Annotated in this window: 14 protein-coding genes; 10 read left to right on the top strand and 4 right to left on the bottom strand. The window is 69.6% G+C overall.

Annotation, left to right across the window (positions count from 1 at the left end):
• Positions 1–618 carry a hypothetical protein gene (locus ACVW00_RS08700; RefSeq protein WP_457110503.1) on the top strand — a complete coding sequence of 206 codons (618 nt, stop codon included), beginning with the start codon at positions 1–3 and terminating at the stop codon, positions 616–618.
• Here ACVW00_RS08700 and trpD read toward each other — a convergent pair.
• Both trpD and ACVW00_RS08690 read right to left on the bottom strand, forming a co-directional pair.
• Entirely contained in the window at positions 609–1,637 is a 1,029-nt protein-coding gene (trpD, locus tag ACVW00_RS08695) for an anthranilate phosphoribosyltransferase (RefSeq protein ID WP_457110502.1), read from the bottom strand. The two genes, ACVW00_RS08700 and trpD, sit on opposite strands and share 10 nt — an antisense overlap.
• Complete coding sequence (locus ACVW00_RS08690; RefSeq protein WP_457110501.1) at positions 1,634–2,044, bottom strand: Rv3143 family two-component system response regulator; 411 nt, start codon at positions 2,042–2,044, stop codon at positions 1,634–1,636. Before ACVW00_RS08690 ends, trpD begins: the two co-directional genes overlap by 4 nt.
• Before the next feature lie 32 nt (positions 2,045–2,076).
• Between ACVW00_RS08690 and ACVW00_RS08685 the strand changes: the two genes are divergently transcribed.
• Positions 2,077–2,694: a class I SAM-dependent methyltransferase gene (locus ACVW00_RS08685; protein ID WP_457110500.1), complete on the top strand. Its 618-nt coding sequence runs from the start codon at positions 2,077–2,079 to the stop codon at positions 2,692–2,694.
• On the opposite strand, the gene ACVW00_RS08680 is transcribed toward ACVW00_RS08685, so the two are convergent.
• A complete protein-coding gene (locus tag ACVW00_RS08680) occupies positions 2,691–3,626 on the bottom strand; it encodes a cytochrome c oxidase assembly protein (RefSeq protein WP_457110499.1) in 936 nt (311 codons plus the stop codon). The two genes, ACVW00_RS08685 and ACVW00_RS08680, sit on opposite strands and share 4 nt — an antisense overlap.
• Before the next feature lie 157 nt (positions 3,627–3,783).
• Between ACVW00_RS08680 and ctaE the strand changes: the two genes are divergently transcribed.
• The 8 genes from ctaE (at position 3,784) to ACVW00_RS08640 (ending at position 11,288) form a co-directional block, all read left to right on the top strand.
• Positions 3,784–4,422 carry an aa3-type cytochrome oxidase subunit III gene (ctaE, locus tag ACVW00_RS08675; RefSeq protein WP_457110498.1) on the top strand — a complete coding sequence of 213 codons (639 nt, stop codon included), beginning with the start codon at positions 3,784–3,786 and terminating at the stop codon, positions 4,420–4,422.
• A 21-nt stretch (positions 4,423–4,443) separates the two neighbouring features.
• Positions 4,444–5,295: a cytochrome bc1 complex diheme cytochrome c subunit gene (gene qcrC, locus ACVW00_RS08670; RefSeq protein WP_457110497.1), complete on the top strand. Its 852-nt coding sequence runs from the start codon at positions 4,444–4,446 to the stop codon at positions 5,293–5,295.
• Entirely contained in the window at positions 5,292–6,335 is a 1,044-nt protein-coding gene (gene qcrA / locus ACVW00_RS08665; RefSeq protein ID WP_457110496.1) for a cytochrome bc1 complex Rieske iron-sulfur subunit, read from the top strand. Before qcrC ends, qcrA begins: the two co-directional genes overlap by 4 nt.
• Before the next feature lie 5 nt (positions 6,336–6,340).
• Positions 6,341–8,086, top strand: a complete 1,746-nt coding sequence (gene qcrB, locus ACVW00_RS08660) for a cytochrome bc1 complex cytochrome b subunit (protein ID WP_457110495.1) — start codon at positions 6,341–6,343, stop codon at positions 8,084–8,086.
• 151 nt (positions 8,087–8,237) lie between these two features.
• A complete protein-coding gene (locus tag ACVW00_RS08655) occupies positions 8,238–8,744 on the top strand; it encodes a SigE family RNA polymerase sigma factor (RefSeq protein WP_457110494.1) in 507 nt (168 codons plus the stop codon).
• Positions 8,737–9,762: a hypothetical protein gene (locus ACVW00_RS08650; protein ID WP_457110493.1), complete on the top strand. Its 1,026-nt coding sequence runs from the start codon at positions 8,737–8,739 to the stop codon at positions 9,760–9,762. The genes ACVW00_RS08655 and ACVW00_RS08650 overlap by 8 nt, the downstream gene beginning before the upstream one ends.
• A 57-nt stretch (positions 9,763–9,819) precedes the next feature.
• The gene (locus ACVW00_RS08645; protein ID WP_457110492.1) at positions 9,820–10,566 is read left to right on the top strand and encodes a FadR/GntR family transcriptional regulator; all 747 of its coding nucleotides are present in this window, start codon (positions 9,820–9,822) and stop codon (positions 10,564–10,566) included.
• The gene (locus ACVW00_RS08640) at positions 10,563–11,288 is read left to right on the top strand and encodes a sterol desaturase family protein (protein ID WP_457110491.1); all 726 of its coding nucleotides are present in this window, start codon (positions 10,563–10,565) and stop codon (positions 11,286–11,288) included. Before ACVW00_RS08645 ends, ACVW00_RS08640 begins: the two co-directional genes overlap by 4 nt.
• Before the next feature lies 1 nt (position 11,289).
• Here ACVW00_RS08640 and ACVW00_RS08635 read toward each other — a convergent pair whose 3' ends face one another.
• Positions 11,290–12,492, bottom strand: a complete 1,203-nt coding sequence (locus ACVW00_RS08635; RefSeq protein ID WP_457110490.1) for a L,D-transpeptidase — start codon at positions 12,490–12,492, stop codon at positions 11,290–11,292.
• Positions 12,493–12,561 lie beyond the last annotated feature (69 nt).

The following is a 12,561-nucleotide window of genomic DNA, read 5'->3' as shown; positions in this document are numbered from 1 at the left end:
ATGTCTTGGCTGAACGCACTCGGGTGGGCGGGATCAGCGCTCCTGATCTACTCCGTGATGCAGGCGCGGGTCCTGCGCTTCCGGGTCCTCAATCTGGTCGCTTCCGCGATCCTGGCGGGCTTCAACGCGGCGCTCGGAATCTGGCCGATGGTCGCGATGAACGCGGTGCTGTGCCTGATCAATCTCTGGTACATCCGCATCCTCGTCGGCACCCGCCACGACGAGGCCGCCTATCAGGTGCTCGAGGTCGGCCCTCGGGACGCCTACCTGCGCCACGTCCTGCAGGTGCACGGGGCCGACATCCTGCGGCACCAGCCCGACTTCGACTGGGACGGCGCGGTGCCGGGCAGTGTCGCGTTCCTGGTGCAGAAGGCCGACGAGACGGTCGGGGTCGTCCTGGTCCGCGATGCCGGTGACGGTGTCGCGCGGATCGTCCTCGACTACGTGACGCCGCGATACCGCGACTTCTCCCCCGGCGAGTTCGTGTGGCGGCGCAGCAACGTCCTGCGTGAGCGCGGATTCTCCTCTGTGCTCACGCCCGAGCGGATGGTCGGGCCGTACTACGCGCGCCTCGGGTTCGCGCCGCGGGAGAACGGCGCGTTCGAGCTTCAGCTCTGAGCAGCCGCGACCCAGCGATCGAGCGTCTGCTGCGCGGCGCCGGACTCGATTGCGTCGGTCGCGCGCCGCAGCCCGGCATCGAGACGGTCCTCGACCGAACCCGCTTCGTCTGCGTGCACGGCGAGGGCGGCACCCGCGTTGAGCACGACGGCGTCGCGCACGGGACCCTTCTCGCCGGCGAGGAGCCGGTGCACCACCTCCGCGTTGTACGCCGCGTCGCGACCGCGCAGTCCTTCGGCCGAGCCGACCGGGATGCCGAACCGCGTCGGATCGACCGTGGTCTCCACGACCTCGCCCTCGTGCACCAGCCAGAGCCGTGACGTGGTCGTGGTGGTCAGCTCGTCGAGGCCGTCGTCTCCGCGGAAGACCCAGGCGTCCACGCCTCGCCTTGCGAACACACCGGCCAGCACCGGCGCCATGCGCGCGTCCGCGCAGCCGATCGCCTGGGCCGCCGGCCTGGCCGGGTTGGCGATCGGCCCGAGGAAGTTGAACGTGGTGCCGATGCCGAGCTCGCTGCGTGCGACCGCGGCGTGCCGCAGCGCCGGGTGAAAAGCCGCCGCGAAGCAGAACGTGATCCCTGCCTCGACGGCGATCCGGGCGACGTCGTCGGCGGGCAGGTCGAGCCGGATCCCGAGCAGCTCGAGCACGTCGGCGCTGCCTGCCTTGCTGGAGGCGGAGCGGTTCCCGTGCTTGACGACCCTCACCCCGGCGCCGGCGGCCACGATCGCCGCCATCGTGGAGATGTTCACCGAGAACGAGCGGTCCCCGCCGGTGCCGACGACGTCCAGGGTCCGACCCTCGACCGAGATCGGCGTCGCGTGGGCGTACATGGCGTCGACGAGTCCCTGCATCTCCTCGACGGTCTCGCCCTTGGAGCGCAGCGCCACGGCGAAGCCCGCGATCTGAACCGGCGTTGCTGCGCCGGCGAGGATCTCCCCCATCGCCCACGCCGTCTGCTCGGCGCCCAGGTCCTCGCGCCGCACGAGGCCCGACAGCAGGTCGGGCCAGGTGTGGGTCATGCCTTGGCGGGGACCCGCGAGCGCAGCAGCCGCGTGACGGCCTCGCCGAGCTCGATCGGGTCCAGCGGGTGCGACACGGCGGCGTCCGCGCGCGACCAGGTCGCGAGCCAGTTGTCCTGCGGTCGGCCGACGAGCACCAGCGCCGGAGGAGCCTGGTAGATCTCGTCCTTCATCTGCCGCGCGATGCCCATCCCGCCGGCGGGAGTCGCCTCGCCGTCGAGGATCGCCAGGTCGATCCCGCCCGCGTCGAGCAGCTGCCAGACGACCGGCTCCGTGGCCACCTCGAGGTACTCGAGCTCGGGGAGGTCCGGGTGCACCCTCCTGCCGAGCCCAAGGATCACCTGCTGCCGGACGTCGGAGTCGTCGCTGTAGACGAGAACGCGGAGCTTTGCGGCTTTGTCGGTCACGGGTTGATGCTACTCAACTAGGCTCGTCGATCATGGCATCGGCATCTGCATCGGACGACGACGACGTTGCGAGCACCGCAACCGATGAGTACGCCCAACGGCTCTCGAGCACGCCGCTCTGGAAGCGCGCGCTCGGCACCCAGGCTCCGTACCGCTGGAACCTCCGGCGACAGGACCTGGGACGCACCCTGGACGTCGGATGCGGAGTCGGCCGCAACCTGGCGTGGCTCGACCCGGGGTCCGTGGGTGTCGACCACAACGCGAGCGCAGTCACGATTGCCCGGTCACGCGGTCTGACAGCGCTGACGGTCGAGGAATGGCAGGACAGCCCACATCGGGTCCCGGAGTCCTTCGACGGACTGCTCTTCGCACACGTCATCGAGCACGTGGCGAGCGACTCGGCTGCCGGTCTGGTCGATGACTACCTTCCGTACCTGCGCCCCGGCGGGACCGTGTTCTTCATCTGCCCCCAGGAACGCGGATTCGCCAGTGACCCCACGCACGTGTCGTGGACCACGGGTCCCATGCTGATGGATCTCGCATCAGACCTGGGGTTGGTCGCCGAGCAGTGGCGCAGCTTCCCGCTCCCACGGGTCGCGGGCAGGTGGTTCACCTACAACGAGTTCTGCGTGCGCGCACGCAAGCACTAGGACGCTCGACCGCGCTCGCGCTCGCGCTCGCCGAGCCGCTCGAGCCGGTCCAGCCGGCGGTCCTCCCGACGGGCCTCCTGCATCGAGGCCCGCACCCACTGGACGAACAGCACCACGAAGAACATCAGCCCGATCAGGTCGCCGGACGCCCACAGGATGCCGCCGGCCAGGTGCTGGTCGTCGGCAGGGTCGGGCAGCCAGGCCATCACCCGGTGCAGGTCCGGGTACCAGTCGCCGCCGATCAGCCGTGACTGGTCCATGATCGTGACGCCCAGGAACGCGTGGAACGGCAGCGTCAGGAAGATCACCAGCAGCCGGAACGGGTGCGACAACCTTCCGGGAATCGGGTCGATGCCGAGGAGCGGCCAGAAGAACAGCGAGCCGACGAGCACCAGGTGCACGTGCATGATCTCGTGCTGGTACGCCGAGTGCAGGGTGGCGTCGTACCAGCCGGTGAAGTAGAGCGCCCACGGGCTCACGACGTACAGCGCGAGCGTCAGCGGCGCGAAGGTGAGCACCTTCGCGAGCCGGGAGTGCAGCAGCGCGAGCAGCCAGCCACGTGGGCGCCGGCCGAGCGTCCGCAGCGCCAGCGTGACCGGCGCGCCGAGCGCCAGGAAGAGCGGCACCACCATCGACAGGATCATGTGCTGCACCATGTGCGCGCTCAGCAGCGTGTCGTCGTACGCCGCCAGCCCGGACTGGGTCGCGAAGTAGAACGCCCCGCACCCGCCCAGCACGAACGCCAGCGTGCGCCCGAGCGGCCACCGGTCTCCGCGCGAGCGCAGCATCCAGACCCCGAGCAGGTAGAGGCCGGCCACCCACACCGTCCCGACGAACAGGTAGGGGTCCATCCCCCACTCGGTGAGCACCCTGGAAACGCCGAATTCGGGCAGCCGCTCGACGCCGGGGACCACGGAGGCGGAGATCAGCACGCCGTCAGCGTAGAAGGGTCGGGGAACCGGCCGACACGCAGGCTCGTTGGCTCCTGTGAGCGCTGCCGGCGGACCGGCGTCGTGTGATTCGGGAAACATCTGATCCAAAAGCGGGGGGCGTGGTGCCAGCGCGCCCCCGTATCGACATAATGGCCGCGTGGCGACAGCAACAGCGATTCCGGCATCCCGGCTGCACGGGCACCACGACCGTCCCAGCATGGTCAGCGTGGGCACGATCATCTGGCTCTCCAGCGAGCTGATGTTCTTCGCGACCCTGTTCGCGGCCTACTACACGATCCGGGCGGTCAGCCCCGAGCTGTGGGCCCAGAGCACCGAGAAGCTGAACGTCCCGTTCGCCTCGGTGAACACCACGATCCTGGTGCTCTCGTCGTTCACCTGCCAGATGGGCGTGTTCGCCGCCGAGGCCGGCCGGGTCGGTCGCAGCGGCACCCTCGCGAACGTCAAGGCCTGGGGCCTGCGCGAGTGGTTCGTGCTCACCTTCGTGATGGGCGCGATCTTCGTCGGCGGCCAGGCCTTCGAGTACACCCAGCTCGTCCACGAGGGCGTCACCATCCCGGCGTCGGCGTACGGCACCATGTTCTACCTCACCACGGGCTTCCACGGCCTGCACGTGACCGGCGGCCTGATCGCCTTCCTCTTCGTGCTCGGCCGCACCTTCGTCGCCCGTCGCTTCACCCACGAGCAGGCCGTCACTGCGATCGTCGTGTCCTACTACTGGCACTTCGTCGACGTCGTCTGGATCGGCCTGTTCGCGACCATCTACCTCATCAAGTAGCCCGGAACCGATAGGACTGTTGTGCGACTGATCACGCGCAAGATCTCAGCTCGGCTCTCGACCCGGCGGCGCAGCCGGTACGCCGCGCCGGCCGTGCTGCTGGCTGCCCTGCTCGCGTCCGGCGGCCTCTACTACACCCTGGCTCCGGCGCAGGCGAGCAAGACCGACGACGCCTCGACCATCGCGAAGGGCCGGTCGCTGTTCCAGGTCGGCTGCTCCTCGTGCCACGGCCAGAACGCCGAGGGCATCGTGACCTCCAAGGGCAACCAGTACGGTCCGCCGCTCGTCGGCGTCGGTGCGGCTGCGGTCGACTTCCAGGTCGGCACCGGCCGGATGCCGCTCGCCCAGCCCGGCGCGCAGGCCGCCCGCAAGAAGGCGGTCTACAACCAGGACGAGATCGACGCGCTCGCCGCGTACGTCGCCTCCCTCGGGCCTGGCCCGTCGGTCCCCGACATCTCCCAGTCCGACGTCGCCAGCGCCGACATCGTCAAGGGCGGCCAGTTCTTCCGCACGAACTGCACGGCCTGCCACAACTTCGCCGGCAGCGGCGGCGCCCTGCCCGGTGGGAAGTACGCCCCGAACCTGCGTGGGGTCTCGGCCAAGCACATCTACGAGGCACTGCTCACCGGGCCCCAGCAGATGCCGGTGTTCTCCGACGGGGTGCTCTCGCCGCAGGACAAGGTGGACATCATCGCGTACCTGAAGAAGAACGAGGAGACGCCGAGCTACGGCGGGTTCACGCTCGGCTCGATCGGCCCGGTCTCCGAGGGCATGTTCGCCTGGCTCGTCGGGATCGGCAGCCTCGTCGGCGTCGGCATCTGGCTCACCTCCGGCAACACCCGAGTTAAGAAGACCCGGAAGGGGGACGCGTGAGCGACGAGCAGGGGGGCCACGGCCTCGACACGGTCGAGGACGAGCCGATCGCCAACCCCGGACTTCCCGAGCACCTGCCGCGTCCCACGGACGTCGACGAGGCCGCCGAGAAGCGCGCCGAGCGCCAGGTCGCCACGCTGTTCGGCCTCTCGGCGGTGTTCGCGGTCCTGTTCTGCGTCGCGTACTTCGCTCTCGACGTGGGCAAGAATCCCGATGTCTTCCTCGGCATGGGAGCGTCGACGGTCGCGCTCGGCGCCTGCATCGGCCTGTGCATGCTGTGCCTGGGCTCCGGCCTGATCCAGTGGTCGCGCAAGCTGATGAGCGACCACGAGATCGTCGAGATGCGCCACCCCGCGAGCTCGAGCGAGGAGGAGCGGGCCGACGCGATCGCCGCCTTCCAGCAGGGTGTCGAGGACTCCGGCATCGCCCGTCGTCCGCTGCTGCGCAACTCGCTCCTCGGTGCGCTCGGCGCCCTCGGCCTGCCGGCCATCGTCGCGCTGCGCGACCTCGGCCCGCTGCCGGGCGACAAGCTGGCCCACACGGTGTGGAAGGCGGGCATGCGCGTCGTCCAGGACGTCGACGGCGCCCGGATCCGCCCGAGCGAGATGCAGGTCGGACAATTGGTCAACGCCGAGCCCGAGGTGTTCTTCGAGAAGGACGCCGACGGTGAGCCGATGTACGAGGGAGTCGAGCTCCAGCAGGCCAAGGCCAAGGCAGCAGTCATCGTGGTCCGGATGGACCCCGACGACATCAAGCCGTGGAAGGGCCGCGAGAACTGGGGTGTTGACGGCATCCTCTGCTTCTCCAAGATCTGCACGCACGTCGGCTGCCCGATCTCGCTCTGGGAGCAGCAGACGCACCACCTCCTGTGCCCCTGCCACCAGTCGACCTTCGACCTCGCCGACAACGGCAAGGTGATCTTCGGCCCCGCGGGGAGGCACCTGCCTCAGCTTCCGCTGATGGTCGACTCCGAGGGCTACCTGGTCGCCCGTGAGGGCTTCACGGAGCCGGTCGGTCCGAGCTACTGGGAACGTGGGTGACCCCGATGAGCACGACTTCCTCCACCAACGGGACCAAGGCCGCCACGCCGGCGAAGCCCAGCAAGGCAGCGGGGCCCGCGACCTGGGCCGACGAACGACTCGGGCTCGCGAAGACCAACAAGCTCATGCCGCTGCGCAAGGTCTTCCCCGACCACTGGTCCTTCATGCTCGGCGAGATCGCGCTGTGGAGCTTCGTGATCCTCCTGCTCACCGGCGTGTTCCTGACGCTGTGGTTCAAGCCCAGCATGGGCGAGGTCACCTACCAGGGCTCCTACGACCAGCTCCGCGGCATCCCGATGTCCGAGGCATACGCCTCGACGCTGAACATCAGCTTCGACGTGCGTGCCGGCCTGCTCATGCGCCAGATGCACCACTGGGCCGCCATGCTGTTCATCGCGGCGATGCTCGTGCACATGATGCGCACCTTCGTCACCGGTGCGTTCCGCAAGCCGCGTGAGCTGAACTGGCTGATCGGCGGGATGCTGCTCCTGCTGGGCATCCTCGAGGGCTTCGCCGGCTACTCGCTGCCCGACGACCTGCTCTCCGGCACCGGCCTGCGGATCGCCGACGGCCTGGTCAAGGCGACACCGGTGCTCGGCTCGTACATGTCGTTCTTCATGTTCGGCGGCGAGTTCCCAGGAGACGTGATCATCCCGCGGCTCTACATAGCCCACGTGCTGCTGATACCCGGACTGCTCCTGGCGCTGATCGGCGCCCACATGCTGCTGCTCGTCTACCACAAGCACACGCAGTGGCCCGGCCCCGGTCGGACCGAGGACAACGTGGTCGGCGAGCCGCTGCTGCCGATCTACACGGCGAAGGCCGGCGGCTTCTTCTTCATGGTCTTCGGCGTCGTGGCGCTCATGGGCGGCCTGATGACGATCAACCCCGTCTGGCGCTTCGGGCCCTACAACCCGGCCGAGGTGACCGCGGGCTCACAGCCCGACTGGTACATGGGCATCGCCGAGGGGCTGCTGCGCATCATGCCCGGCTGGGAGACGCACATCTTCGGGATCACCCTGAGCTGGAACGTCTTCCTGCCCGGCCAGATCGGCCCGATCGCGCTCTTCGCCATCGTGCTGGCCTACCCGTTCCTCGAGCAGTGGATCACCGGCGACAAGCGTGAGCACCACCTGCTGCAGCGCCCGCGCAACGCTCCCACGCGTACGGCGTTCCTGGCGGCGATGGTCACCCTCTACGGGCTGCTCTGGGCGGCCGGCGGCAACGACATCCTGGCCACGACGTTCCACCAGAACCTCAACTTCATCACGTACTTCATGCGGGTCGCGATCTTCGTGCTCCCCGTGATCGCGTTCATGATCGCTCGCCGTTGGTGCATCTCGCTGCAGCGCCACGACAACGAGACGCTCCTGCACGGCTACGAGTCGGGCGTCATCATGCGGTCCCCCGAGGGCGAGTACACCGAGCGGCACCTGCCGCTCAGCCCCGAGCGGGCGTACGCGCTCACCGCGCGCGACCGGGACGAGATCTACGCCGGTGCCAACGGCACCGACGCGAACGGTGTCCCGGCGCCGAAGGAGCGCGTCGACCGGCTCCGCGCGACCCTGTCGAGGGCCTGGTTCGCGAACAACGTGCAGAAGCCGACCCGTGAGGAGCTCGAGGAGGGTCACCACCACACCGAGGACGAGCTCGAGCACGAGCACGTCCTGGGGCTCGATCAGGCGGCCGACGGCCACCAGTACGACGGTCGTCACGACGTCGCCGGCGACGACCTGACGCACAAGCACTGACGCATCCCGTCCGAGGGGCCCAGGAGTACTCCTGGGCCCCTCGGCGCGTCCGGACCGGATCTGGTGAGAAAGTCGGGACGGTGGTGCAACCGACGGTGCCGGCCAGGCGTATACCCGGCGAAAGCTCACCACCGCTCCGGGGAAGGGCGACATGAACGAGGCTGAGTTCGACGAGTTCTACACCTCGTCCTTCGCCCGCGTCACCGGCCAGCTGCACGCCATGATCGGTGACCGCGACGAGGCACAGGAGTGCGTCCAGGAGGCGTTCGTCCGTGCCTGGACGCACCGACGCAAGCTCTCCCGCGCCGAGCACCCGGAAGCCTGGGTCCGGACGACGGCGTACCGGCTGGCCGTGGGTCGCTGGCGACGCCGCCGGCTGGCCCAGCGTCCCGCCGACAGGGCGCTGTCCCCCGCGACCCACTCCGAGGCCGTGGACGAGTCCCGGGTGGCGCTGCTCACGGCTCTGCGCCGGCTCCCGGAGAACCAGCGCCAGGCGCTCGTCCTGCACCACCTGTGCGACCTCCCGGTCCAGGCGGTCGCACACGAGGTCGGCGTACCGGAGGGGACGATCAAGGCACGCCTCTCCCGGGGTCGCGCGGCCCTCGCCACCCTGCTCGCGCCCACCGACGTCACCGACCCGGGAGCCCACCATGCCTGAGCCCACTTTCGACCCGATCCGGGAGCTGGAGAGCTTCGACTCCGGAGGCCTGGGCATGACTCCTCTCGCACCGTCGCAGGTACGCCGTCTCGGTGACCGTCGTCGCAGCCGCCGCAACGCCGGCCTGGTGGCCGCCTCCGTGGTCGCGGTGCTCGCTGCGGCGAGCCCGGTCGCGCTGCTGGCGAACCGCGGCAGCGACGACCACGGGCCCGCCCCGGCCGTGTCGACCCCGCCGAGCCCGACCACCTCCGCGACGACCTCCCCGACCGCGGAGCCGCCGAAGGTGATCACCTACCCCGGCTCGGGCATCGAGGTCGTCACCGCGGCGGACGCCGAGAAGCTCACCGGGACCACTGCCGCCTTCCGGTCGTTCATCACGAGCCAGGCGGCTGCGGACGGCGCGTCCTGCACTGCCACGCAGCACGGGGTCACCGTCCAGAAGTACAGCTCGGCCGGGTACGCGATCGGCGGGCGCACCTGCGGCGGGTACGTCGCGCTCTGGGTCGACCGCGACGGCACCTGGCAGGAGGGCATGGGGACCCAGGACGTCTGGGACTGCGACACTCTCGGCTACCTGCAGGTGCCCACATCCTTCGCCGGCGAGTGCGCCGACGAGGCCGGCGACTTCGGACCGCGCGAGGTCAGCGGCCTCCGGCTGGGAATGACCGAGGCCCAGATCGTGTCAGCCGGGGGCGCGGTCGACCCCGGCCCGTCCGACCAGTGCCGGAGCGTGCGGCTGCCCTACGTGTCACCGGTCGCGAACTCCACGGACGGCTACTACTCGCCGACGCACCACCTCGTGGGGATCTCAGCCCGCCCCGGCATGAAGACTCCCGAGCGGATCGGCCTCGGGTCCTCCGTGACTGCGGTCAGGGCGGCATACCCGTCCGTCACCCACGGGACCGACCTGTGGGTGGTCCCGCTGGCCGGTGACAGCGAGTACGAGTTCGTGATCGACGAGCAGGGCATCGTGACCGAGATGACGCTCTCGGCCCACAACCAGGACTGCTTCGGCTGATCTCACCCACTGGTCTTACCACTTGACCACCTGACCTGGTGGGCGGACGCTGGTGGCATGGTCCTCAAGCCGATCACCCGCCGCCTCGTGCCCGATGACGTCTTCGACCAGCTCCTGGGCGAGGTGGTCGACGGCTCGCTGGGGCCCGGTGACGCGCTGCCCAGCGAGCGCAGGCTGGCCGAGCTCCTCGGCGTGTCCCGTCCCGCCGTGCGCGAGGCGCTCCAGCGCATGTCCGCGACGCGCCTGGTCGAGGTGCGGCACGGCGGAGCCACGACCGTGCGCGACTTCCAGCGGCATGCGGGACTCGACCTGCTCCCCCGGCTGCTGGTCCGCGACGGCGAGCTCGACCCGGACACCGCCCGGAGCATCGTCGAAGCGCGCCTGGCGATCGCGCCGCACGTGGCGGAGCTGGCCGCCCGACGCGGCCGCCGCGCCTCGACGGAGGCGCGCGCAGGCGTCACCGTAGCTGTCGCGGCCCTCACGGCCGCGGACGGGCCGGTCGGCCGCCAGCACGCCGCGCTGGCCTTCTGGGACGCCGTCGTCGACCTGGCCGACTCCATCACGTTCCGGTTGATGTTCAACAGCCTGCGGACGGCGTACGAGCCGGCGATCGAGCCGCTGGCGCCCTTGCTCGACGCCGAGGTCAGCAACCTGGCCGGCTACCGCGCGATCGAGGAAGCCGTCCTGACCGGCGACGGCGACGGGGCGAAGCTGGCGGCGGATGCCCTGCTCCGCCCGGCCACCGAAGCACTCACCGCATTCCTCGAGGACTTCGAGGACGACGAAGAAGGAGAAGGCTCATGAGCAAGGTCGACCCGGAGGTCGAGGCGCTGGCGCAGCAGCGACTGGCCACGGAGGAGTCCCGGCTGACCGGGCCACGCCGCGCGCAGGTCAGCCTCGGCACGACGTGGCGCGAGTTCTGGCTGCACCCGAGCCCGTGGATGATCACCGCCACGCTGGTCGGTGCGCTGGTCTGGCGGATCGACGTCGGCGACTGGCGGCTCTCCGACCTGTGGGCCCCAGCGGCACTCGTGGCGTTCTTCCCGGTGCTGGAGTGGGTCATCCACGTCTTCATCCTGCACTGGCGGCCCCGCAAGGTCGCGGGCGTCCGGATCGACTCCGAGCTCGCCCGCGACCACCGTCGCCACCACGCCGACCCGCGCGACATCCCACTGGTCTTCATCCCGTGGCGCTCCCTGATCGCGGTCATCGCCGGCGAGGTCGCGATCGGCCTCTTCGCGTTCCCGCACCTGGGCCAGGGTCTGACCTGGATCCTCGCCGTCGCGGTCACCGGCCTGGGCTACGAGTGGACCCACTACCTGATCCACAGCGACTACCGGCCCAAGACGCGCCTCTACAAGGCGGTGTGGCGCAACCACCGGCTGCACCACTACAAGAACGAGCACTACTGGTTCACGGTCACCACGACCGCGACGGCCGATCGGATCTTCCGCACCTATCCCGATCCGGCGACGGTGAAGACGTCGAAGACCGCAAAGAACCTGCACGGCTCGAGCACCGGCTGACTCAGCTGAGCGCCGATCCCTTGGAGTACTCCTGGAAGGGCACGTTCCAGTCGCCGATGCCGTTGGTGAGCGTCATCGGCTTGTCGCTGCCGGAGTACTCGACGACGTCACCGATCAGCGTCTGGCCGTAGAGCCACTCCGCGTTCGCGGTGCTCATGCCGGTGCAGCCGTGGCTGACGTTCGCACGGCCCTGTGAGCCGACCGACCAGGGGGCGGCGTGGACGAACTCGCCGGAGTAGGTGACCCGCATGGCGAACTCGACGCCGGCGATGTTGTAGCCGTCAGGCCCGTTCGGGTCGATCCCGACGGTCTCGGAGTTCATCCGCTTCTTGCGGTACTTCTCCACGATCACCTTCACACCCGAGCGGGTCGTGTACTTCGGCTGCTCGCCGGTCGTGATCGGGATCGTCCGGATCAGCTGGCCGTCGCGGAACACCCGCATCTGGTCGGTGGCGATGTTGACCTTGCTGATCATCGAGCGGCCCACGGTGAAGGTGCTGGTGCGGCTCTGCTGGCCGTAGATGCCGTTGCCCGCGGGCACGGAGTCGATGTCGGCGTCGACGGTGACCTTGGTGCCGGCCTGCCAGTACTGCTCGGGCCGCCAGTGGACCTCCGTGTCGGAGACCCAGTGGAACGCGCCGGCCTGTGCGGGGACCGACGTGACGTGCAGGTGCTTCTCGATCGTCGCCTTGTTCTCGATCGGCACGTCGAAGCGGATGATCGCAGGCATCCCGACGCCGACCGTGGCACCGGGGAGCGGGAAGAAGCTGGGGAACGCCTGCTGGTCGAGGCTGAGGGCCTGGGTGGTGAAGTGCGAGCGGTAGACCGCCTGCTTGCCGTCCTCGTCGACCGCGACGCCGCGCACCCGGTAGGTCTCGCCGGGCTGCAGCCTGCCGGTGCTCTGCCAGGTGACCTTGTCGGTGGACAGGGAACCCTCGAGCGGACCGGACTTGCCGGCGACGCTGACCGTGCTGAGCGACCCGTGGGAGACGTCGAGCCGCAGCGTGCGGTTGAGCTTCACCCCGGTGGCGTTCGCCGGGATGGTCGAGGTGATCTCCGCGTCGGACGTCGGCGTCGCCGAGGCCGACGGTCCGTCGGCCTTCTTGTCGCCGGTGATCGCCTCGGGGGCGCTGGAGCATGCCGAGACGATCGACATCAGGAGGACTGCCGCAGCAGCGACAGCCCAGGTTCGTCGCGACCGCATGGAACTCCTCGACAACATCAGCCTCCGGGACACCACCAGCCTAACAAGCGCGCGGGGGTGCTCCGGACC

This window comes from Marmoricola sp. URHA0025 HA25 (genome assembly GCF_054059435.1).
Note: the sequence above shows the minus strand (reverse complement) of the source record. Positions and strands in the feature narration are given on the sequence as shown.

Excerpts from the sequence above, each read along its gene's own strand:
- ACVW00_RS08700 (WP_457110503.1), top strand. The coding sequence starts at position 1 with ATGTCTTGGCTGAACGCACTCGGGTGGGCGGGATCAGCGCTCCTGATC.
- trpD (WP_457110502.1), bottom strand. The coding sequence starts at position 1,637 with ATGACCCACACCTGGCCCGACCTGCTGTCGGGCCTCGTGCGGCGCGAG.
- ACVW00_RS08685 (WP_457110500.1), top strand. The coding sequence starts at position 2,077 with ATGGCATCGGCATCTGCATCGGACGACGACGACGTTGCGAGCACCGCA.
- qcrB (WP_457110495.1), top strand. The coding sequence starts at position 6,341 with ATGAGCACGACTTCCTCCACCAACGGGACCAAGGCCGCCACGCCGGCG.
- ACVW00_RS08655 (WP_457110494.1), top strand. The coding sequence starts at position 8,238 with ATGAACGAGGCTGAGTTCGACGAGTTCTACACCTCGTCCTTCGCCCGC.
- ACVW00_RS08650 (WP_457110493.1), top strand. The coding sequence starts at position 8,737 with ATGCCTGAGCCCACTTTCGACCCGATCCGGGAGCTGGAGAGCTTCGAC.
- ACVW00_RS08645 (WP_457110492.1), top strand. The coding sequence starts at position 9,820 with ATGGTCCTCAAGCCGATCACCCGCCGCCTCGTGCCCGATGACGTCTTC.
- ACVW00_RS08640 (WP_457110491.1), top strand. The coding sequence starts at position 10,563 with ATGAGCAAGGTCGACCCGGAGGTCGAGGCGCTGGCGCAGCAGCGACTG.
- ACVW00_RS08635 (WP_457110490.1), bottom strand. The coding sequence starts at position 12,492 with ATGCGGTCGCGACGAACCTGGGCTGTCGCTGCTGCGGCAGTCCTCCTG.